Annotated in this window: 19 protein-coding genes; 13 read left to right on the top strand and 6 right to left on the bottom strand. The window is 33.2% G+C overall.

Annotation, left to right across the window (positions count from 1 at the left end; genetic code table 11):
* Positions 1–2 precede the first annotated feature (2 nt).
* A complete protein-coding gene (gene metG, locus ACN5J3_RS01710) occupies positions 3–2,066 on the bottom strand; it encodes a methionine--tRNA ligase (protein ID WP_418510546.1) in 2,064 nt (687 codons plus the stop codon).
* A gap of 72 nt (positions 2,067–2,138) precedes the next feature.
* On the opposite strand from metG, the gene ACN5J3_RS01705 reads away from it, so the two are divergent.
* Both ACN5J3_RS01705 and ACN5J3_RS01700 read left to right on the top strand, forming a co-directional pair.
* Positions 2,139–3,155: a S66 peptidase family protein gene (locus ACN5J3_RS01705; RefSeq protein ID WP_418510545.1), complete on the top strand. Its 1,017-nt coding sequence runs from the start codon at positions 2,139–2,141 to the stop codon at positions 3,153–3,155.
* A gap of 46 nt (positions 3,156–3,201) precedes the next feature.
* The gene (locus ACN5J3_RS01700) at positions 3,202–3,561 is read left to right on the top strand and encodes a YraN family protein (protein ID WP_418508964.1); all 360 of its coding nucleotides are present in this window, start codon (positions 3,202–3,204) and stop codon (positions 3,559–3,561) included.
* On the opposite strand, the gene ACN5J3_RS01695 is transcribed toward ACN5J3_RS01700, so the two are convergent.
* Positions 3,562–4,872, bottom strand: a complete 1,311-nt coding sequence (locus ACN5J3_RS01695) for a TlpA family protein disulfide reductase (RefSeq protein ID WP_418510544.1) — start codon at positions 4,870–4,872, stop codon at positions 3,562–3,564.
* A gap of 21 nt (positions 4,873–4,893) precedes the next feature.
* Positions 4,894–8,247 (bottom strand): transcription-repair coupling factor, encoded by a 3,354-nt coding sequence (gene mfd / locus ACN5J3_RS01690; RefSeq protein WP_418510543.1) that lies wholly within the window; start codon positions 8,245–8,247, stop codon positions 4,894–4,896.
* A 209-nt stretch (positions 8,248–8,456) separates the two neighbouring features.
* Here mfd and ACN5J3_RS01685 point away from each other — a divergent pair, with 209 nt between their 5' ends.
* Positions 8,457–8,888: a TerB family tellurite resistance protein gene (locus ACN5J3_RS01685; protein WP_418510542.1), complete on the top strand. Its 432-nt coding sequence runs from the start codon at positions 8,457–8,459 to the stop codon at positions 8,886–8,888.
* 79 nt (positions 8,889–8,967) lie between these two features.
* On the opposite strand, the gene ACN5J3_RS01680 is transcribed toward ACN5J3_RS01685, so the two are convergent.
* Positions 8,968–11,067 (bottom strand): M13 family metallopeptidase, encoded by a 2,100-nt coding sequence (locus ACN5J3_RS01680; RefSeq protein ID WP_418510541.1) that lies wholly within the window; start codon positions 11,065–11,067, stop codon positions 8,968–8,970.
* Between the two features lie 105 nt (positions 11,068–11,172).
* Positions 11,173–11,685, bottom strand: a complete 513-nt coding sequence (locus ACN5J3_RS01675) for a hypothetical protein (RefSeq protein ID WP_418510540.1) — start codon at positions 11,683–11,685, stop codon at positions 11,173–11,175.
* A 152-nt stretch (positions 11,686–11,837) separates the two neighbouring features.
* Here ACN5J3_RS01675 and ACN5J3_RS01670 point away from each other — a divergent pair, with 152 nt between their 5' ends.
* Together ACN5J3_RS01670 and ACN5J3_RS01665 are read left to right on the top strand one after the other, a co-directional pair.
* Positions 11,838–12,782 carry an NAD-dependent epimerase/dehydratase family protein gene (locus tag ACN5J3_RS01670; protein WP_418510539.1) on the top strand — a complete coding sequence of 315 codons (945 nt, stop codon included), beginning with the start codon at positions 11,838–11,840 and terminating at the stop codon, positions 12,780–12,782.
* A gap of 109 nt (positions 12,783–12,891) precedes the next feature.
* The gene (locus tag ACN5J3_RS01665; RefSeq protein WP_418508957.1) at positions 12,892–13,491 is read left to right on the top strand and encodes a hypothetical protein; all 600 of its coding nucleotides are present in this window, start codon (positions 12,892–12,894) and stop codon (positions 13,489–13,491) included.
* Positions 13,492–13,533: 42 nt separating this feature from the next.
* Here ACN5J3_RS01665 and ACN5J3_RS01660 read toward each other — a convergent pair whose 3' ends face one another.
* Positions 13,534–14,799, bottom strand: coding sequence for an NAD(P)/FAD-dependent oxidoreductase (locus ACN5J3_RS01660; RefSeq protein ID WP_418508956.1), 1,266 nt, complete (start codon positions 14,797–14,799; stop codon positions 13,534–13,536).
* Positions 14,800–14,886: 87 nt separating this feature from the next.
* On the opposite strand from ACN5J3_RS01660, the gene ACN5J3_RS01655 reads away from it, so the two are divergent.
* The 8 genes from ACN5J3_RS01655 (at position 14,887) to ACN5J3_RS01620 (ending at position 22,910) form a co-directional block, all read left to right on the top strand.
* A complete protein-coding gene (locus ACN5J3_RS01655) occupies positions 14,887–16,407 on the top strand; it encodes an HAL/PAL/TAL family ammonia-lyase (protein ID WP_417290735.1) in 1,521 nt (506 codons plus the stop codon).
* A 123-nt stretch (positions 16,408–16,530) separates the two neighbouring features.
* Positions 16,531–17,661, top strand: a complete 1,131-nt coding sequence (locus tag ACN5J3_RS01650; protein ID WP_418510538.1) for a WG repeat-containing protein — start codon at positions 16,531–16,533, stop codon at positions 17,659–17,661.
* 56 nt (positions 17,662–17,717) lie between these two features.
* A complete protein-coding gene (fabG, locus tag ACN5J3_RS01645; RefSeq protein WP_418510537.1) occupies positions 17,718–18,449 on the top strand; it encodes a 3-oxoacyl-ACP reductase FabG in 732 nt (243 codons plus the stop codon).
* A gap of 11 nt (positions 18,450–18,460) precedes the next feature.
* Complete coding sequence (locus tag ACN5J3_RS01640; RefSeq protein ID WP_418508954.1) at positions 18,461–19,684, top strand: beta-ketoacyl-[acyl-carrier-protein] synthase family protein; 1,224 nt, start codon at positions 18,461–18,463, stop codon at positions 19,682–19,684.
* On the top strand, positions 19,685–19,927 hold the full coding sequence (locus ACN5J3_RS01635; RefSeq protein ID WP_418508953.1) for an acyl carrier protein: 243 nt from the start codon (positions 19,685–19,687) through the stop codon (positions 19,925–19,927).
* A gap of 20 nt (positions 19,928–19,947) precedes the next feature.
* A complete protein-coding gene (locus tag ACN5J3_RS01630; RefSeq protein WP_417290739.1) occupies positions 19,948–20,841 on the top strand; it encodes a lipid A biosynthesis acyltransferase in 894 nt (297 codons plus the stop codon).
* Positions 20,838–21,761, top strand: coding sequence for a dialkylrecorsinol condensing enzyme DarA (locus ACN5J3_RS01625; RefSeq protein WP_418510536.1), 924 nt, complete (start codon positions 20,838–20,840; stop codon positions 21,759–21,761). Before ACN5J3_RS01630 ends, ACN5J3_RS01625 begins: the two co-directional genes overlap by 4 nt.
* 15 nt (positions 21,762–21,776) lie before the next feature.
* Complete coding sequence (locus ACN5J3_RS01620; protein WP_418510535.1) at positions 21,777–22,910, top strand: beta-ketoacyl-ACP synthase III; 1,134 nt, start codon at positions 21,777–21,779, stop codon at positions 22,908–22,910.

Below are 22,910 nucleotides of genomic sequence, written 5' to 3'. Positions count from 1 at the left end.
AATTAACTTATCTGTAAACCGTTCGCGACATCTTGGTTGGCATCAGGGTTTACAAACACCAATTTGCCTTCAGGACTTTCGGTCATTAAAATCATACCTTCGCTTTCAACACCACGTAATTTCCTTGGTGCTAAATTCACTAAAACGGTAACGCGTTTTCCAATGACTTCTTCAGCAGTAAAACTTTCAGCAATACCAGAAACTATGGTTCTGGTGTCAATACCTGTATCAACTTTTAAGACTAAAAGTTTTTTAGCTTTCGGCATTTTTTCGGCTTCAATAATCGTTCCTACACGTAAATCTAACTTTGTAAAATCATCAAAAGTAATTTCTTCTTTTTGAGGTTCGGCTGCTTTATTGGCAGCTTCATTGGCCTTTTTACTCGCTTCTAGTTTATCTAATTGTGCTTGAATGTCTTTATCTTCAATTTTATTGAATAACAATTCAGCTTTTCCTATTTGATGTCCTGCAGGAAGCAAAACATCTTTAGTTGAAATGTCTTCCCAAGAAGATTCCGTATCAAGTGCGGAATGAGAAAGGATAGATTTCAATTTCTCTGAAGTAAACGGTAAAAACGGCTCGCTTATAGTTGCTAAAGCCGATGCTATTTGTAGTGCTACAAACATAATTGTTTTTGTGCGTGCCTCGTCTTCTTTAATGACTTTCCAAGGTTCTTCATCAGCTAAATATTTATTACCCAATCGTGCAAGATTCATCAATTCCTGACTTGCCTCACGAAAACGGTAACGCTCAATAGAACTTGCTATAACATCTGGATAAGCTTTTACAGCAGCAAGTGTTTCTTCATCAACTTGAGAATAGTCGCTTGGTTCTGGAATAATACCATTGTAGTACTTGTTAGTTAAAACAACTACACGATTTATAAAGTTTCCAAAAATGGCTACCAACTCGTTATTGTTTCTTGCCTGAAAATCTTTCCAAGTAAAATCGTTGTCTTTGGTTTCTGGTGCATTTGCTGTTAATGCATAACGCAAAACATCTTGCTTATCAGGAAAATCTTCTAAATATTCTGGCAACCAAACTGCCCAGTTTTTAGACGTAGATAATTTATTGCCTTCTAAATTTAAAAACTCGTTAGCTGGCACATTATCTGGTAAAATATATGAGCCTTCTGCTTTTAGCATACTTGGGAAAATGATACAGTGAAATACAATATTATCTTTTCCTATAAAGTGAACCAGTTTGGTGTTTTTGTCTTTCCAGTATGGTTCCCAATCTTTTCCTTCGCGTTCAGCCCATTCTTTGGTTGCCGAAATGTAACCAATTGGTGCATCAAACCATACGTAAAGCACTTTGCCTTCGCCACCTTCAACAGGAACAGGAATTCCCCAATCTAAATCACGTGTTACAGCACGAGGTCGTAAACCATCGTCAATCCAAGATTTTACTTGTCCGTAAACATTAGGCTTCCAATCTTTTTTATGACCTTTTAAAATCCATTCTTTTAAAAAATCTTCGTGCTTATCTAATGGTAAAAACCAGTGTTTTGTTTCTTTTAGGGTTGGAGCATTGCCAGTAATAGCCGATTTTGGGTTAATTAAATCGGTAGCATTATGGCTGGTTCCACATTTTTCACATTGATCGCCATAAGCTTCTTCATTGCCGCATTTTGGGCAGGTTCCAATCACAAAACGGTCTGCCAAAAACTGTTTAGCTTCTTCATCATATAACTGCTCGGTAACTTCTTCAATAAACTCACCTTTTTTATACAACTCCAAGAAAAACTCTGAAGCCGTTTCATGGTGAATTTGTGCTGATGTTCTTGAGTAATTATCAAAGGTAATTCCAAAATCTTCAAAAGATTTTTTAATAATAGTATGATATTTATCAACGACATCTTGAGGTGATACACCTTCTTTTTTTGCTTTTATAGTAATAGGAACACCATGCTCATCGCTACCGCAAACAAAGGCCACATCGTTTCCTGTTAAACGTAAGTAACGTGCATAAATATCAGCAGGAACATACACACCAGCTAAATGCCCAATATGAATTGGACCATTTGTGTAAGGTAATGCTGCAGTAATTGTATATCGTTTTGACATTGTTGTATCTTTTTGAAGCCACAAAAGTACGTAATTTAAGAGCGTTTCTGAAAAAAAATGTACATTTACAATATGTCTAAATTTGTCCTTAAAATATGTTTATGTTGTTTGGTTTTTTTCTTCGGAATACAAGCCTTTTTTGCGCAAAATAAACACTCACAAACCACTACTAATTTGATACAACCAGAATATCTTAAAGCAGGCGATACCGTTGCTATTGTAGCGCCTTCAGGAATATTAAAAAATCGCCAAGGCGAAGTACAACAAGCTGTTGATTTAATTAAAAGCTGGGGCTTGCATGCTGTTGTTGGCAAACATGTTTTTAGTCAAGCAAACCATTTTGCTGGAACTGATGATGAGCGTTGTGAAGACTTTCAAAAAGCTATGGACGACCCAACTATAAGTGCTATTTGGTGTGCTCGTGGTGGATATGGAGCTGTAAGAATTTTAGACAAACTGGATTTCACAAAACTTAAAACAAAACCTAAATGGCTTATAGGTTATAGTGATATAACTGCACTTCATAATTTATTTCATAACCAAGGATTTGAAACTATACATGCTATGATGTGCGTGAGCCTTACAAAAGATTTAACCGAAATTCCAGAAACTGTGAGCACGTTTAAAGCTGCTATTTTTGGTGAGTCTCTTTCTTATACTCTAAAAGGTTCAAGCTACAATAAATCTGGTGTTGTAACAGCACCTATTGTTGGTGGCAACTTAACTATGTTACACACAATGTTAGGATCAAACACCAGTATTAATACTTCTGGGAAAATTTTATTTATAGAAGAAATTGGCGAGTATAAATATCATATAGACCGTATGTTACAAAGTTTAAAACGCGCTGGCTATTTTGATAATTGCGCAGGTGTTTTAGTAGGCGACATGACAAAGCTTCGTAAAAACACAACGCTTTGGGGAACATCTATTGAGCAACTTATTTTAGATGCTTTGGCTGATTACGATTTCCCGATTGCGTTTAATATGCCTGCTGGTCATGAAAAAGACAATCGCGCCATGATATTGGGAAGCACTGTAAAATTGACTGTTGACAAGGATAAATCAACGGTGGTTTTTGAAAAGTGAAACGATTTTAAATTGAAGCAGGGATTTCTGCTTTCGTAGGAATAAAATGGCACAACATAACGAACTTGGTAAAATAGGCGAACAGTTAGCTACAGATTATTTAGAATCTAAAGGCTATGAAATTATTGAGCGAAATTTTAGATTTCAAAAAGCAGAAATTGATATCATTGCCAAATGTAAAAACACCATGATTTGTGTTGAAGTTAAAACTAGAAATTCAGCTTTTTTTGGCGATCCTCAAGAATTTGTTACACCTTCAAAAGTTAAGTTACTGGTAAAAGCCATGGATGCCTATATTACTGAAAATGATATTGATCTAGAAGCACGCTTTGACGTGATTGCTGTTTTAAAAAACAATACAACCGAAACGGTTACGCATTACGAAGATGCGTTTTATCATTTTTAATTAATCTTGAAAATACGCTTCTAAATCTTCGGCGTGTTCTGGTTTTGCTAATATAGTTTTGTCGTTATCTAATATAAAATAACTTGGTGTCGCTTGAACTCCATAATCTTCAACCAACGGACTATCCCATTTCCCTAAATCATAAGTATGTATAAAATCTGGAAAGTCAGTAATTGTTTTTTTCCAATTTAAAACACCATCTTCAAGCCCATACGCTATAACTTTAACATCAGGATGTTTTTCCATGATAGCCTTTACTTTTGGCAGTTCCTGTAAACAATGACTGCAAGTACTACTCCAAAAAATCAACAATCCTTTATGAGGCATATCTACCTCGTATAATGAAGTTTTTATTGGTTTCTTTTTTTCTAAATATGTGAACTTAAAATCTGTTGCTTTCTTGCCTATAGCGGTTTTGTTATAATTAACAAGCACCTGTTCTAAATCTGCTCTATTAAATGCTTTAGCCAGCGGTAACAAATAAGTGTCACTAATGTACGTTGCAACTGATGCTTGATTATTATTAAGCATGTGTTGCCAAAGTGTTTCTAGTAAATAAATTTTTGTTTGTGAGTTTTGATCTCCTACAGCCTTTACCACGTGATCTATTGCTTTTTTATACGCTTTTTCATTTTCTGGCATTGCAAACACATAGGCTTCTACTCTATTTATCAAAAAATCTGAACTTTGAATTAATGGATTACCAAAATCTATCGCATCAAAATAATGTGTCATTAAGTTTACTGAATACGTTTCTACATCTTCAAATGCTTTAGGAACATACATTTTGTTTGATTTTACAAAAGGCAAAATCATCATGTTTGCTGCTTGCTTTTCAAAATCATCTTGCGTTTTATCAAGTGTTTTAAAAACGGCTTCCAATGATTTTTTATTAGGTGAATTTGAAGCGTAAAGTTTACTTATCTCACCATTTAATTTTGAAATACTATCAGTATATGTATGCCAAAGTATATTTTCTGAAGATTCTGAAAAGCTTAAACCTTTATCCAAATCAAAGTGAAAAGTCACATGCTCTCTACCGTTGTAAAACACCTCAAAATTGTTATCCTCTGGCGGAATTGCATAAACAATTTTATAAATACCTGTTTCCGCGTTTTGATCTAAATTAAATACAAACGATCCGTCAGATTCAATTTTTGATTGGTTTATATAACTTGCTCCTTCTGGTGTAGACTTGTATAATAATGCAAATGTGAATGATTCGGCAGGTGAAAAAACACCTTTAATATTGTGCTGTGAAAACAGCATTATTGGAAACAAAAGCAGTATTAAAATATGTTTTTTCATCATTGTTTTTTCTTTTACATTCAATTATTGAGCCAAAATTGGTTTTAAAACAGCTAGTGCTTGATCTACAGTTTTTATACGCTCAAAGGTTAGTAACAATCGTAAGCCTGCTCGTGTTTGCTTTTCTTTCATTTTACAAGCTTGCGGATGTGATTGTACAAATTGTAACACTTTAGTAAAACCACTGCTTTGGTAAAAACCACTTTGTTGATTATTGATAAAATAACCTACCATTTTACCATGCTTCATCACTAATTTTTCTAGGCCAATTTTTGCTGCGATCCATTTTATTCTCACACTATTTAATAAATCTACAACTTGTGTTGGCAGTTCTCCAAAACGATCTATAATTTCAGATTCAAATTTTTGTAATTCCTCTTCAGTTTTAAGATTATTTAGTTGCGTGTACAGATTTAAACGCTCTGTAATATTATTTACGTAATCATCTGGAAATAAAAGCTCAAAATCACTATCAATTGTAATATCTTTTACATACTCTTTAGGTTTACCTTCGTCTTGATACAGCTCTTTAAACTCGTTTTCTTTAAGCTCTTCTATGGCTTCGTTTAATATTTTTTGATACGTGTCAAACCCTATATCGTTAATAAATCCGCTTTGCTCTCCGCCTAACAAATCACCTGCTCCACGAATTTCAAGGTCTTTCATTGCAATATTAAAACCACTTCCTAGCTCGGTAAATTGTGATAAAGCTGTAATACGTTTTCTGGCGTCTTCGGTCATAGCAGAATACTCTGGAGTTATAAAGTAGCAAAACGCTTTTTTATTGCTTCGACCAACACGACCACGCATTTGGTGTAAATCACTTAAACCAAAATTATTAGCATTATTAATAAATATGGTATTAGCATTTGGTACATCAAGCCCACTTTCTATAATGGTTGTACTAACCAAAACGTCAAATTCGCCACTCATAAACGACAGCATAAGTTGCTCTAGTTTTTTACCATCCATTTGACCATGACCAACGGCAATTTTGGCATCTGGCACCAAACGTTGAATCATTCCTGCTACTTCTTTTATATTCTCTATACGGTTATGAATAAAGAAAACTTGTCCTCCACGTTCTATTTCATAACTCACAGCGTCACGAATGGTTTCTTCGCCAAAACGAATTACGTGACTTTCTATAGGATATCGATTTGGCGGTGGTGTTGTAATTACCGATAAATCTCTTGCTGCCATAAGGCTAAATTGAAGTGTTCTAGGTATTGGCGTTGCAGTAAGCGTTAACACATCAACATTTTGTTTTAGTGTTCGTAATTTTTCTTTTACAGCAACTCCAAATTTTTGTTCTTCATCAACAATAAGCAAACCTAAATCTTTAAAAGCAACATTTTTATTTGCTAGCTGATGAGTACCAATAATAATATCTATGGCGCCACTTTCAAGATTTTCAAGCGTGTTTCGTTTTTCTTTAGCGGTTCTGAATCGGTTTACATAATCTACTGTTACAGGAAAATCTTTTAAACGCTCCTTGAACGTACGATAGTGTTGATATGCCAAAATAGTTGTAGGCACCAAAACAGCGACTTGTTTACCATTATCTACCGCTTTAAATGCCGCACGAATAGCGACTTCAGTTTTACCAAAGCCTACGTCACCACAAACCAAACGATCCATTGGGCGTTCACTTTCCATGTCTTCTTTAATATCAGCAGTAGCTGTACTTTGGTCTGGTGTGTCTTCGTATAAAAATGATGCTTCTAACTCATGCTGCATATAACTATCAGGATTATACTGATAGCCTTTTTCTAACTTACGCTTGGCATAAAGTTTTATCAGATTGAAAGCAATTTCTTTTACACGTGTTTTAGTTTTTTGCTTTAGAGTTTTCCAAGCTTTACTTCCTAGTTTATAAACCTTTGGTGGTTTTCCATCTTTACCATTGAACTTGGTAATTTTATGAAGCGAATGTATACTTAAATATAACACATCACGCTCACCATAAATAAGCTTTATAGCTTCTTGTTTTTTGCCTTCAACATCTATTTTTTGCAAACCTCCAAATCGTCCAATACCGTGATCTATATGAGTTACATAATCACCTATATCTAGATTTGTAAGCTCTTTTAATGTTATGGCTTGCTTTTTTGCATAACCATTTTTTAAATGAAACTTATGATATCGTTCAAAAATTTGATGATCTGTATAACACGTAATTTTGTTATCGTGATCTACAAAGCCTTGAAACAAGGATAAAACAACCGTTTTATAATGCACATCGTGATCTACATCTTCAAAAATATCATGAAATCGTTTGGCTTGCTGTTCACTTACACATGCTATATAATTTGTATAACCTTTATTATGATGCAGGTTTAAATCATCTATCAACACATTAAATTGTTTGTTGAAAGATGGCTGTGGTGTTGTGTTGTATGTAATAACTTTTGCGGCATCAGAACTACTTGTCAAAATATTTGACGTTCCAAACTCAACCAAAGTAAAATCTAACAATTGTTTTTTTAACAAAGCAGCATTACAAAACAATGCTTCAGGTTCTGCGTGCTTTATGTCTTTAGATAACTTTTGAAAAGCTTCTTCTGCTTTACCATAAAAGTCGTCAATTCTTGAAAATAGCATATCGGCATTTTTTATAAACACCACTGTTTTTTGAGCCATGTATTTCAAAAAACTCTGTCTACTTTCTTCTAAAAACTTATTAGCAACATTAGGAATGATGCTTATTTTTTTTATTTGCTCTGTTGATAATTGTGTTTCAACATCAAAAGTTCTAATACTATCTACCTCATCGCCAAAAAACTCAATTCGGTAAGGTTCATCATGAGAAAACGAAAACACATCTACAATACCACCACGTACTGAAAACTCGCCTGGTTCTGTAACAAAATCTACACGTTTAAACTTGTATTCAAATAACACTTCGTTTACAAAGTCAATAGAAAGATTATCATTAACCGCGATTTTTAAGGTGTTTTTTTCTAATTCACGTCGCGTAACTACTTTTTCAAAAAGTGCGTCAGGATAGGTTACAATGACTGCTGGTTTTTTTTGAGAGTTAATACGGTTTAGCACTTCTGCTCTTAATAACACATTGGCATTATCAGTCTCTTCTATTTGATAAGGTCTACGATAACTGCCTGGATAAAAAAGCACGTCTTTACCATTAAGCATTACCTCAAGGTCGTTAAGGTAAAAAGCAGCTTCTTCTTTATCATTAAAAACAAGTAAGAAAGGCTTATTAGATTGCTTAAAAGTTTCAGATAAAACGAAAGAAAAAGACGACCCTACAAGTCCTTTAAGATGTGTTCTACTTTGAGATTGGGCAATAGCGGTGTGCAAATTTTGCGTTTGCAAAGCCTGATCATACGTTTGCGAGAGGATAGATTTACTCAAGACTCTGATATTTTGATGACAAAGATAAAACTTACATTGTTTTTGACTATTTATTGCTATGAGAAATTTTTGTTAAGAGTTATACTAAAAATCAAAACTCATAGTTACTACTCTATTTGCAAATACTTGCTATTAAAAAAGGGAGAGTTTTCATTTAAATAATGAAGGAAGTTTAATTATATTTGCACGACTTTAAAAAACAAGAACATATGTCAATTTCAGATTTATTTGATAGCGGGTTTAAAAAACGTAACGAAGATCATTTTGCTGCCATAGTTAGAGTAGCTATGGATGATGGTATTATTAGTGAAGACGAAAAGTCTTTTTTAGACCGATTAGCTAGAAATTTGGATATCAGTGAAGCTGATTATAAATTAATTTTGAAGGATTACCAATCTCATCCTATCAACCCACCAACATCTTATGATAAGCGTTTAGAGCGTTTATATGATTTAGCGCGTATGGTTTATGTAGATCACATAAAAGGAGATCATGAAGAGTTGGTTTTAAGAAAGATTGGTATTGGTCTTGGGTTTACGCCAGATAACGTAAAATACGTTGTTGACAAAGCTTTAACGCTAGTAAGCAATGGTGTAGATTTAGAAACTTTTATGGAAGAAATAAAAAATATGAACAAGTAAAAACCTGTTTATATTCTTTTAAATACTAAATAAAAAAAGCGAACTTTTCAGTTCGCTTTTTTTATGCTGTTATGATTTATTACCAAATCTTAACACGTTCTTCTGGTGCTATATACATACTATCTCCTTCTTTTATACTAAATGCTTCATAAAAAGCATCAACATTTAATAAAGGCTGTACAGCACGATTCATTCCTGGTGAATGTGGGTCTGTTTTAATTTGCGTTTTAAGAGCATCATCTCTATATAATGTTCTCCAAACAGTTGCCCAAGACATAAAGAAACGTTGTTCTGGTGTATAACCATCTATTTCTCCTGGATTTCCATTTTCTTTTAAGCTCATTTGTAATGCATCGTAAGCAGCATTAACACCTCCTAAATCTCCAATGTTTTCACCTAAAGTAAATTCACCATTAATATGTACATCTGGTAATACTTCTAAACTACTATATTGATCAGCTAATGCTTTTCCTAGTTTTGTAAACTCTTCTAAATCTTCATCTGTCCACCAGTTGTTTAGGTTTCCATCTTTGTCATAACGTGCTCCAGAATCGTCAAAACTATGAGATATTTCATGACCAATTACAGCACCAATACCTCCGTAATTTACAGCATCGTCAGCTTTGTAATTATAGAAAGGTGGTTGTAATATTGCCGCTGGAAATACAATTTCGTTATAAGAAGGGTTAAAATAAGCGTTTACAACTTGTGGCGCCATATACCACTCGCTTTTATCTACTTGTTTTCCTAATTTTTCAATATCTTCTTGATAGTTCCAAGCTCTTGCATTTTGCATATTTTGAAGGTAGCTTCCTCCTTCTTCAACACTTTGAATTTTTAAAGCAGAATAATCTTTCCATTTATCAGGATACGCTATTTTAATTTGCGTAGCTTGAAGTTTTTCAATAGCTTTTTTCTTTGTGTCTTCACTCATCCAAGGCAATACCGAGATTCTTTGCTCAAATGCTTTAATAACATTTTGAATCATCTCTTCGGCTTTTGCTTTTGCTTCTGGCGGGAACTTTTTATCTACATAAAGCTTTCCTAATGCCTCACCAACTGTCCAGTTTATTGTTTGTAGCGCACGCTCATCTCTTGGTCTTTGCTTTTTAGCACCACGAAGTGTTTTGCTATAAAAATCCCAGTTTGCTTGGTCTAACTCATCGTTTAGCATGCCAGCTGCTCCATTAAGTGCTGACCAACGTAAGTAAGCTTTCCAATTGGATACATTTTCTTTAGCCAAAATATTTTGTAGTTCTTTCATGTATTTTGGTTGACTAACAATAACTGTATCTAAATTTTTAGCACCAATTCCGTCAAAATAAGCTTTCCAATCTATTGCAGGCACCATTTTTTGTAAATCTGAAACAGCAGTTGGGTTGTAAGTTTTTCTAGCATCTCTCAACTCAACTTTATCCATTTTTGGTTTTGCTAGGCTTGTTTCAAATGCCAAAATTTGTTTTGCTTGGGCATTTGCTTGGGCTTCTGAATCTCCTAAAAACTGAAGCATTTTTGTTATATGCGCCACATATTTTTCTCTTTTCTCTTTAGAATCTTCATCGTCTTTTACATAATAGTCTCTATCAGGAAGTCCTAATCCTCCTGTTCCTAAATACCCAACATTCATGTTGCTATCTTTGGCATCAGCTCCTACTCCAAACCCAAAAAACCCAGCGCCTCCTTTAGGCTCCATTTCTATTAAATAAGCTTGAAGGTCTTGAATGTTTTTAATGTTGTCTATTTTTTCTAAAACTGGTTTTAGAGGCTCGATACCTTGTTTGTTTCTAGAAACTGTATCCATAATAGTTTGATAAAGAAAAACAGCTTTTTCTTGATCTGAACCTGGTAATACATCTATTTTTTCTAGATCTTTATTATCAGACATAGCTGCTTTAAGAATTCCTAAAGCGTCTTCGTCTGTTTTTTGTCTAAGCTCATCAAAACTTCCCCAACGAGATCTATCGTCTGGAATTGTGTTTGTTTTAAGCCAATTTCCATTTACATGCTTAAAAAAATCCTCGCTTGGCTTTACCGAGGTATCCATGTATTCTAAATTGATTCCAGGAATTGCTTCTTCCTCTACAATAGCCGTTTCTTTTTTAGCATCTTCTTTACAAGCTGTTAAGCCCATAAACGCTATAGCGCTAAATAGAGAAAGCCTTTGAATGTTGGTTTTCATAAAGTTTGTGTTTAATTTTTGGTAGTACAATTTACTACTATTTAGAGCCTTGAAACTTAAAATTGCTACATATTAACAAAATATTAATAAATAGTTTTTTTGTGTTTAAGGTTTTTGAATTCTTTGACTCTCTCTTTCAACCTGTTTATTCATTTGTAAGTTTAGGTTAGAAAAAGCCACCAATACTTCTTGTACAGATAATAGAAGTTCTTTTTTTTGAATGTTTGATAAGTTTGCAACACCTTCTAACTTATAAAGTTTTGTTTCTAATGCTAAAATTCTAGCTTGTATTAAAGGTGTTTGAAATTTTTCTGGAATGGTACTTTTTAAGTCTTTTATAAGTGCTTCAAGAATTTCAGAATTGTTTTTAAAATATGATATATCTGCTTTTTTTAGATTAGAAACCACTGTTTCTAATTCGTAATATTTCATCCAATTTGAAATAATTTTATCAGCTTTATTGTCTAATGCGTAGTCTACATATTTTAAGGCTTCAATATCGCTAATGGATATAATAGAACTCTCGGTAGTATTTTGAACTGACACTTCTGTACCTGTTGATGTTTTCTTGCAAGAAAACAAACAAACCGCTAAACATAAAATACTTAAAATTTTCATTCTCATCATTTAAGGTAAACACTACAAATATATTGCTTTCATTATTTTTTTGTAGCAATTACACAAATACTTTTAAACTAGGTATTTTATACTAAAAACTTTATTTCATCATTAAATTCTTGCTATTTTTGTGAACTTTTTAATAGGAAATAATGAGTTCAAAAATTTTAATAATAGGCGCCTGTGGCCAAATAGGATCTGAATTAACCCACAAATTAAGAGACATTCACGGTAATGAAAATGTTATTGCTAGTGATATTAATTACGGAAATTTAGACGTTGTTAACTCTGGAATTTTTGAAATTCTTGATGCTCAAGACTATTCTTCTGTAAAAATTTGTATAGAAAAACATAGCATAAACACCATTTACTTAATGGCTGCCATGTTGAGTGCTACTGGAGAAAAATTTCCTATGAAAGCATGGGATTTAAATATGGATTCGTTATTTCATGTTTTAAATCTAGCCAAAGAAGGCATTATTAAAAAAGTGTTTTGGCCATCTAGTATAGCCGTTTTTGGTTCTACAACCCCAAAAGAAAACACGCCGCAATATACCATTATGGAACCTTCAACAGTTTATGGTATTACAAAGCAAGTAGGAGAACGCTGGTGTGAATACTACCATAACAAATATGGCGTTGATGTAAGAAGCATAAGATACCCTGGAATTATAAGCTGGAAAACGCTTCCTGGTGGCGGAACAACAGACTACGCTGTTGATATTTATCACAAAGCTATTGCTGACAAAACCTACGAATGTTTCTTATCTGAAAACACCGAGTTACCAATGATGTTTATGGATGATGCCATTAAAGCAACTGTAGATTTAATGCATGCTGACAGTGATTCTGTAAAAATAAGATCCTCATACAATTTAGCTGCAATTAGCTTTACACCTATTGATATTGCCAACGCAATAAAAAAGCATATTACAGATTTTACAATTTCTTACAAACCAGATTTCAGACAAGAAATAGCAGACTCTTGGCCTAAAAGCATTGATGATTCTCAAGCACGCCAAGACTGGAATTGGACACACAACTTTGATTTAGAAGCCATCACTGAAGAAATGCTTACAAACTTATCTAAAGAGTAAAATATCTTTTTATCGCTTTTCTTATTTTAAAAATACGTTGATTGTCGTATACTTTTTTAGAAAAAGTTCTATTATTTTAGCTGTCTAAATCAATTATTTTTAAAATATTATGAAAAACATTTTATTTGTTGCTGTATTATTTGTGTCTACTACTATTATGGCTCAAAAGGCAAAAGTTACAAAAGGAGATTGGAGTGCCTTAAAAGGAATTTCTGTTTACAATTTAGAATTTGATTACTCTAATTTGGAAATCCCTAAATATGATTCTGAAGAAGAATTCTTAAAAGACAAAATGGCCAAACGTGAAGAGAAAGAAGTTGGCGGTGGTGAAAAATTTAAAAACTCATGGTTTGGTGATAGAGAAGATCGTTACGAACCAAAATTTATTGAATCATTTAACAAACGCTGGAAAAACAACGAAGTTTCTGTAGGTAAAAACATGGGTGCTGAATACACGTTAAAAATTCACACAACCTTTTTATACCCAGGTTATAATGTTGGTGTTATGAGACAAAACGCGAAACTTGAAGCTACAATTTCACTAGTAAAAAGCGACAATCCTGATACTGTATTATTTTCTGTAAACTATACTAAGGTTGAAGGTTACGGTGCTATGGGTAACGATTATAATTCTGGCTACCGAATATCTGAAGCTTACGCTAAATTAGGTAAAGAGTTTGCGGCAAACATTAGAAAAAAGGCTAAATAATATTTTTATTTAAACCAATACTAAAAGCGAATGAACAGTGTTTTATTCGCTTTTTTCTTTTTCCATATTGATTAAATGAGCCATTGTTTTAACAGCTCTGTTATGCTTTTTTACAAACGGATTAGTTTCATCCCAAACGTAACCTGCTAAAACTGCACATATTTGACGTTTTACATCTGGGTTTTCTGGTCTGTGAAAAAACAAAGTTTGTAAATTTCCTGTGTACCATTCTTTTACGTACGTTGCAAAAACATCAACACCTTTTTTAATGTAGCCTTCATATTCTTCTTTCCAATCTACAGTTTCTCCTTTCAGCTCTTTGGCTATAAGCTTGGATGATTGTAAAGCAGACTCGGTTGCAAATGTAACGCCTGATGAAAAAACAGGATCTAAAAACTCTGCACTATTACCGGTTAAAGCAAATCCTTTTCCGTAAAATTTAGTTACCGCTTTAGAATAGTTTTTTATGGTAATAGGTTCAAACAAATAATCTAAACCTTGAAACCTGTCTCTGTAGTATTTAGAATGTTTCAACAAGGCGTTTAAGCGTTGAGCAGTGGTTCCACTTTCAGATTCTATAAATTCGTGCTTACCTACAAAGCCTATACTTGTATTTCCATTAGAAAAAGGAATAACCCACAACCACGTATCTTTATCTAAAACATCAAATGTTATTATTGTACCTTCTTTTCCTTCAGGTCTTCTAACATCTTTTACATGTCCAAAAATTGATGAATGTTCTGGTATTTGAGACGGCTTGTCCAAACCTAAAAGCCTTGGTAATACTCTACCATAACCACTAGAATCTATAATAAAATTAGCGTTTACAAAATATGTATCTCCATCTTTGGTTTTTACAGATGTTTTAGATGTTCCGTCATCTGCAATAACAACATTGGTAACCTCATGCTCAAAAGCAACATCAACACCTTTCTTTATTATTTCTTGTACCAATGTATTGTCAAAATCGGCTCTTGGAACTTGCCATGTCCAATTCCATCCATCAGTATGTTTTTTACTAAAATCAAAATTACAAACAATATCGTCTCTTAAAAATCGTGCGCCAGATTTCACTTCAAAACCTTGAGCTTTTAAACAGTCCAACAAACCAACCTCTTCAAAGTGGTCCATACATCTTGGTAACAAACTCTCGCCTATTACAAATCTTGGAAACTTGCTCTTTTCTAAAACTTTTACACGTATTCCTTGCGAATGAAGATAAGCAGCTGCCACACATCCTGAAGGTCCAGCACCAATAATTAAAACATCTACATTTATATCACTAATAGTCATTGTAGTAAAATTCATTTATTATTTTAAATTTGCAATCCAAAATAACTATTTTAGTTTAAGTTATTAAAATAAATTATCAAAAATAATAGAACAAACACATAGATGCTAACATTTAACGGAACATTAAGTATAGAAGATTTTTATAAAGTTATTATTGAAAACAAGCCTATCTCTATTGATACAACTGTTTTAGAAACAGTAGAAAAGAGTTTCAATTTTTTAAAAGAATTTTCTGAAAACAAGGTTATCTATGGTGTAAACACTGGGTTTGGCCCAATGGCCCAGTATAAAATTAAAGACTCTGAACGTATTAGATTGCAGTATAATTTGATACGTAGTCATGCTTCTGGAACAGGACAACCAATTCCACCAATGTATGTTAAAGCAGCTATGCTTGCCAGATTAAACACATTATCATTGGGGCACTCGGGAGTTCACAAATCTGTTATTGAATTAATGACAGAACTTATAAACAGAGACATAACACCATTAATTTACGAGCATGGTGGTGTTGGTGCTAGTGGAGATTTAGTACAATTAGCGCATTTAGCTCTAGTTTTAATTGGTGAAGGAGAAGTGTTTTACAAAGGAGAAAGACTTGCCACAAAAGACGTTTTTAATGCCGAAGGCTTAAAACCAATCTCTGTTGAATTAAGAGAAGGTTTAGCTTTAATGAACGGAACCTCGGTTATGACTGGAATAGGTATTGTAAACACAATATACACCAGACGTTTACTTGACTGGATGATTTCTTGTTCTGCAGCAATAAACGAAATAGTAAAAGCTTATGATGACCACCTATCTCTAGAACTTAACGAATCTAAAAAACATGTTGGTCAACGCAAAATAGCTGAAGCAATGCGTGAGCATTTAAAAGACAGCAAACTAACTAGAAAAAGAGAACACCATTTATATTCTAAAAATGAAGATGTTTCTGTATTTAAAGAAAAAGTACAAGAATATTACTCATTACGATGCGTTCCTCAAATTTTAGGACCTGTTTTAGATTCTTTAAATAGTATTGAAAAAATATTAATTGAAGAAGTAAACTCTGCAAACGACAACCCAATTGTAAACGTAGACAAAAAACACGTATATCACGGCGGAAACTTTCATGGAGACTACGTTTCTCTAGAAATGGATAAATTAAAAATTGTCACTACAAAAGCTACTATGCTAGCAGAAAGACAACTTAATTATTTACTAAATACTAGGCTGAATGATATTTTACCTCCTTTTGTAAATTTAGGAGAGTTAGGTTTAAATTTTGGTATGCAAGGTGTACAATTTACAGCTACTTCTACTACTGCTGAAAACCAAATGCTTTCAAACCCAATGTATGTACACAGTATCCCTAACAACAATGACAATCAAGACATTGTAAGCATGGGAACAAATGCTGCGTTAATCACAAAAAAGGTAATAGAAAACGCATTTGAAGTTTTAGCTATAGAGTTAATTACTGTCGTTCAAGCCATAGAATACCTAAACGTACAAGACCAAGTATCTACTAATACCAGAAAAATATATAACGATATTCGTAAAATAGTACCTGCTTTTAAAGAAGATATTACTATGTACCCTTATGTAAACAAGGTAAAAGAGTTAATAATGAATAGTTAATAAAGGAGTGCTAGTTTCTAAAAATTAGTTCTTATCTTTACAAAAACCGTTTTATTCCTACCCTACTGTTAACTTTATTATGATAGCGCCATTAACAAATAAAACATAATTAAAACATTCATTATGAAAACAAAGTTACTATTATTTGGACTGCTTTTATTAAGCATAACAGGATTCACACAAGAACTTGCTTTAGCTAGAAAAGACGGTAAATTCGGGTATATCACAAAAGCAGGAGAATGGCACATTAAACCACAGTTTAAAACTGCAAAGAATTTTTCTGAAGATTTAGCCGAAGCTACTAGCAACGGAGACTTATGGGGCTACGTAAACAGAAAAGGCGAATGGGTTATACAACCTCAATTCAACAAAACAAAAGCTTTTAACTCTGGTTTAGCTATCGTTTTAAAAGATAAAGAGTGGATTTATATCAACACAAAAGGAGAACAAACCTTAACCAATGTCTCAACAGATAAGCTATACGATTTTAGCGAAGGTTATGCAGTAATAAAATCTGGAGATAAAATTGGTTTTATTAACACAAAAGGCGATGTCGTTATATCACCTAAATTCACCAAAGCTTTTGATTTTGTAAACGGCTACTCAAAAGTTCTAGAAAACAACAAATGGGGATTAGTAGACCCTACAGGAAAATATCTTGTAAAAACAGAATATGATGGCGTAAGCAACTTTTATAACGGCAACATTGTAGCTAATAAAGGAGAAACTTACGGACTTATAATAAACGGAGAATTCAAACCTGTTTCTGGCGCAAATAAAATTTGGGATTTTTCAAACAACCCTGATTATACATATGCCAAAAAGGGTGAAAAAGTAGGTTTTATAGACAAAAAAGGAGCATGGATTATAGAACCTTCTTTTGACAAAGTAAGAGCCTTTAAAAACGGTTTAGCTCCAGTTTCAAACGAAAAACTATGGGGTTATATTAACCTAAAAGGAGAACTTATTGTTCCAATGCAATATAGAGACGCTGAAACTTTCAGTGATGACGGTCTTGCACCTGTGAAAACTAAAAAACTATGGGGTTTTATAAATAAAAAAGGTGAACTTGTTATTCCAGAAAACTATGTCATTACTGCTGGCGGATTTGCTTCTTTATTCAGCAAAAATCCAGAAAAAGGTTTCATAGACGGACTAGCTAGAGTAAAAGAAAAAAAGTCATGGATGTATATAGATACTCAAGGAAACACCTTAAAAAACATGACATTTGAAAATTTGGAATTATTTAAATAAATTCCAACCCAGAAAACCTAACAAACTAATTACCCCAACTAAACAATACCCAATAAATGAAATGTGCCTTAATTACAGGTGGATCAAGAGGAATTGGAAAAGCAATATGCATACAACTAGCCAAAGATTCTGATTACCATATCTTAATAAATTACAACAGCAACGAATCTGCTGCATTAGAAACCCTAAAAGCGATTGAATCTGAAGGAAACACTGGCGAAATCATAAAGTTTAACGTAACAAATTCTGAAGATGTAAAAACAGCTTTAGACAACTGGCAAAACCAAAACAAAGACGCCATTATAGAAGTTATAGTAAACAATGCCGGTATTACAAAAGATGGGCTATTCATGTGGATGCCACAAAACGATTGGCAAGATGTTATAAACACCTCGTTAAACGGATTTTATAATGTCACAAACCATTTAATTCAAAAATTATTACGTAACAGATACGGAAGAATTATAAACGTAGCCTCTGTATCTGGTGTAAAAGGAACTGCCGGACAAACCAATTATTCTGCCGCAAAAGGTGCTCTAGTAGCAGCAACAAAAGCTCTTGCTCAAGAAGTTGCAAAACGCAAAATAACCGTAAACGCTGTAGCTCCAGGTTTTATAAAATCTGATATGACTGCTGAACTTGATGAAAAGGAATTAAAAAACCTTATACCAGTTAACAGATTTGGAGAACCTGAAGAAGTAGCACACGCTGTTTCATTTTTAGCTTCTAAAAAAGCTTCGTATATTACTGGAGAAGTTTTAAACATTAACGGAGGTATTTACTCGTAAATTTTTAAAAAATGAAGAGAGTTGTGATAACAGGAATGGGGATATATTCTTGTATTGGAGAAAATTTAGAAGATGTAAAGGAATCTCTGTATCATGGTAAATCTGGAATTGTTATAGACGAAAACCGAATCCCTTACGGATATCGTTCCCCTTTAACAGGTATGGTAAAACAACCTAACCTAAAAAATTTATTATCTAGAAGACAACGTATAAGTCTTGGTGAAGAAGGAGAATACGCATACATAGCAACTTTAGAAGCACTTAAAAACGCAAAAATTACAGACGATTTTTTTGAAACTAATGATGTAGGTATTCTTTATGGTAATGATAGTACAGCAAAATCTGTTGTAGATTCTGTAGATAAAATTCGAGACAAAAAAGACACTACACTAGTAGGTTCAGGAGCTATATTCCAAGGTATGAATTCTTCTGTAACAATGAATTTATCTACAATTTTTAAGTTAAAAGGTATCAATTTCACAATAAGCGCAGCCTGTGCAAGTGGTTCTCATGCCATAGGCATGGCTTATCAACTTATAAAAGGTGGCTTACAAGAATGTATAATTTGTGGTGGCGCTCAAGAAATAAACCCAATAGCAATGGGTAGTTTTGATGGATTGGGAGTGTTTTCATTAAACACTGAACACCCAGAAAAATCATCAAGACCTTTTGATAAAAACAGAGATGGCCTGGTTCCTAGTGGCGGAGCAGCAACATTAGTATTAGAAACTTACGAATCTGCTGTAAAACGTGGCGCATCAATATTAGGAGAAATAATAGGCTATGGTTTCTCATCAAACGGAGAACATATATCAACTCCTAATGTAAACGGACCTGCACGAGCTATGAAAATGGCTTTAAATCAAGCAAACATCAATGCCTCTGCTATAGAATATGTCAATGCTCATGCAACGTCAACACCAGTTGGTGATGCCAATGAAGCAAAAGCTATATTTGAAGTTTTTGGTGAAAACGGTCCTTATGTAAGCTCAACAAAATCTATGACAGGACATGAGTGCTGGATGGCCGGAGCTAGCGAAATCATTTACTCAATGCTTATGATGCAAAATGATTTTATAGCACCAAACATTAATCTTGACGAACCAGATGAAGACGCTTCTAAATTAAATTTAGTAAGTAAAACTTTAGATAAAAAATTTGATGTATTTTTGTCAAATTCGTTTGGATTTGGCGGAACTAATTCAGCATTAATAATTAAAAAAACAAAAGTGTAAATGAATAAAGAAGTTATTATTGAGAAAATAAACAACTTTCTTATAGATGAATTTGAAGTTGAGGAAGATGATATTTCACCAGAAGCAAATTTAAAAGAAACCCTAGAGTTAGATAGTTTAGATTTTGTAGACCTTGTTGTTGCTGTAGAGTCTAACTTTGGAGTAAAACTAGTAGGTGAAGACTTTGTGAACGTTGTATCACTTCAGGATTTTTACAACCTAATTGAAAATAAATTAAGCTAAAAAAGCAATTGTAATTTTTTATGGCTGCTGAATGGAAAGGTAAATCCAGAGGAACTGTTCTTGGGTATAGAATATTTGTGTTCTGTATGAAAAATCTAGGATTACGTGCAGCATATTTTGTTCTATACTTTGTTGCTGCTTACTTTGTGTTATTTGCCATGAATAGCTCTAAAGCTATTTACTATTACTTTAATGAACGGTTAAAATACTCACGTGGCAAAAGCCTAATAAGCATTTATAAAAGCTACTACGTATTTGGAAAAACCATTATAGACAAAGTCGCTATATCATCTGGATTACGTGACAAATTCACCTATCAATTTGATGGTGTTCACCACATTAAAGATGCTTTAAAAAGAAAAAAAGGTGGCGTTCTTATAAGTGCACATGTTGGTAACTTTGAAATTGCCGAACATTTTTTTGGGGAGTTAGAAGAAAACGCCTCAATAAGCTTACTTACAACAGATATAGAACACACAGCTATAAAAGAATACATTGAAAGCGTTACAAAAAAATCTAATATTAACTTAATTATTATTAAGGAAGATTTATCACATATATTTGAAATAAATGCAGCATTGGCTAGAAACGAACTTGTTTGTATTACTGGCGATCGTTACATTGACAACTCTAAATACCTAACAGAATCTTTATTAGATAAAGAAGCCAAATTTCCTGCAGGCCCATTCTTATTAGCATCAAGACTTAAAGTGCCTGTACTATTTGTGTATGTAATGAAAGAAACCAATACACACTATCATTTATATGCAAGAAAAGCTAAAGCCAAACAAAAAGATGCACAAGCCTTACTTAAAGAATATACAGAAAGTGTATCTTGGATGCTAGAAAAATACCCATTGCAATGGTTTAACTATTTTGATTTCTGGGGAACCCAAAACAAAAAACAACCATGAAACACGTTTTAGTTTTACATTATTCACAATCAGGGCAACTCACAGAAATACTCAATAACGTTGTATCTGATATGGTTAATCATAGCGAATTAACTATAGACTATCATAAAATTGAAATGGAAACACCATTTCCTTTTCCGTGGAGTAAAGAAGAATTTTATGGTGTATTTCCAGATACTTACAAACAAAATGCAAGACCAGTAAAAGCCGTACCCAAACATATACTAGAAAAAAAATATGATTTAATAATATTTGGTTATCAAGTTTGGTACCTAACGCCATCATTACCTACAACATCATTTTTAAATACCGATGACGCTAAAAAACTATTTAACAACACAAATGTTGTTACAGTAATAGGCTGTAGGAATCTCTGGATGATGGCTCAAGAAAAAATGAAACACAAGCTAAAAACCTTACAAGCAAATTTGGTTGGTAATATCGCTTTAGTAGACAATCATATAAACCACATAAGCGTTATTACAATTGCGCAATGGATGTTTTCTGGAAAAAAAGAACGCTTTCTCGGTATTTTTCCGAAACCAGGTGTAGCACAAAAAGATATAGATAATGCAAGTAGATTTAGCCCTACAATAGTAAAACACATACTTAAAAATGATTTTAGTACATTGCAAAATAGCCTTTTAAAGAAAAAAGCAGTAACCGTAAAACCATTTTTAGTAACTATGGACACTCGCGGAAATGTCATATTCTCAAAATGGGCCCAAATAATCACCTCTAAAAGTGAAAAAAACACACCAAAAAGAGCATTTTGGGTTAAAATATTTAATTATTACCTATTATTTGCTATTTGGATTATTTCACCTATAGTTTTTATCTTATTTTTGTTCACTTATTTACCTTTGTATGGCAAAATAAAAAAAGACAAGAAATACTACTCATCTGTTGTATTAAAATAGAAGATGTTAAAAAAAATGAAGGAAGTTTACATTACCAAAATATCAAAGTTTTTACCAAACCGTCCCATTACCAATGATGAGATGGAAGAAAAATTAGGAACAATCAATGGGAAAACCTCAAAAGGACGACGCATTGTGTTACGTAACAACCAAATAAAAACTAGATATTATGCTATAGATGACAATGGTAACATAACGCACAATAATGCGCAACTTACAAAAGAGGCTGTTGAAAAATTATTTGATGAAAATTTAAAACCATCAGATATTGAAGTGCTTTCTTGTGGAACCTCAAGTCCAGACCAAATATTACCATCTCATGCAGCTATGGTTCATGGGTTTTTAAAAAATGGGAATATAGAAATAAATTCACCATCAGGCGCATGTTGTTCAGGAATGAACGCGATGAAATACGCCTACTTATCAGTAAAATCTGGACAAACAAAAAACGCTGTTTCTACGGGTTCTGAAAGAACATCATCATGGATGAAATCTGATATTTTTGAAGATGAAGTAAAACATTTAGAATCGCTAGAAGAAAACCCAATACTAGCTTTTAACAAAGACTTTTTACGCTGGATGCTATCTGATGGCGCAGGCGCATTTTTATTAGAAGATGCTCCTAATGGTGACATGCCGTTAAAAATAGAATGGATGGAAGGCTACTCTTATGCTCATGAAATTGAAGCATGTATGTATGCCGGCGGAGATAAATTAGATAATGGCTTTTTAAAACCTTGGAGCGAATATCCTTCAGACCAATGGAGTAAAAAATCATTGTTTGCTATGAAACAAGATGTAAAACTTCTTGGTGAAAATATTCTTGTTAAAGGTGTAGATAGCTTAAAAATGGCTCTTGAAAAACACGGTGTAAAACCAGAAGAAATAAACTACTATTTACCTCATATATCTTCTTACTATTTTAAAGAAAACCTATACCAAGAAATGGTTAATCAAGGTGTTGAAATCCCTTGGGAAAACTGGTTTATGAATTTAAGCAAAGTAGGAAATGTTGGTGCAGCATCAATTTATATTATGCTTGAGGAGTTAGCCACTTCTGGAAAACTTAAAAAAGGTGATAAAATTTTACTTTCTGTTCCAGAAAGTGCGCGTTTTGCTTATGCTTATGCGCTTTTAACTGTTTGTTAA

This window comes from Corallibacter sp. (assembly GCF_048381695.1).
Classification (GTDB): domain Bacteria; phylum Bacteroidota; class Bacteroidia; order Flavobacteriales; family Flavobacteriaceae; genus Corallibacter; species Corallibacter vietnamensis.
The sequence above is the reverse complement of the archived record's forward strand: the minus strand, read 5'-3'. Positions and strand labels throughout refer to the sequence as shown.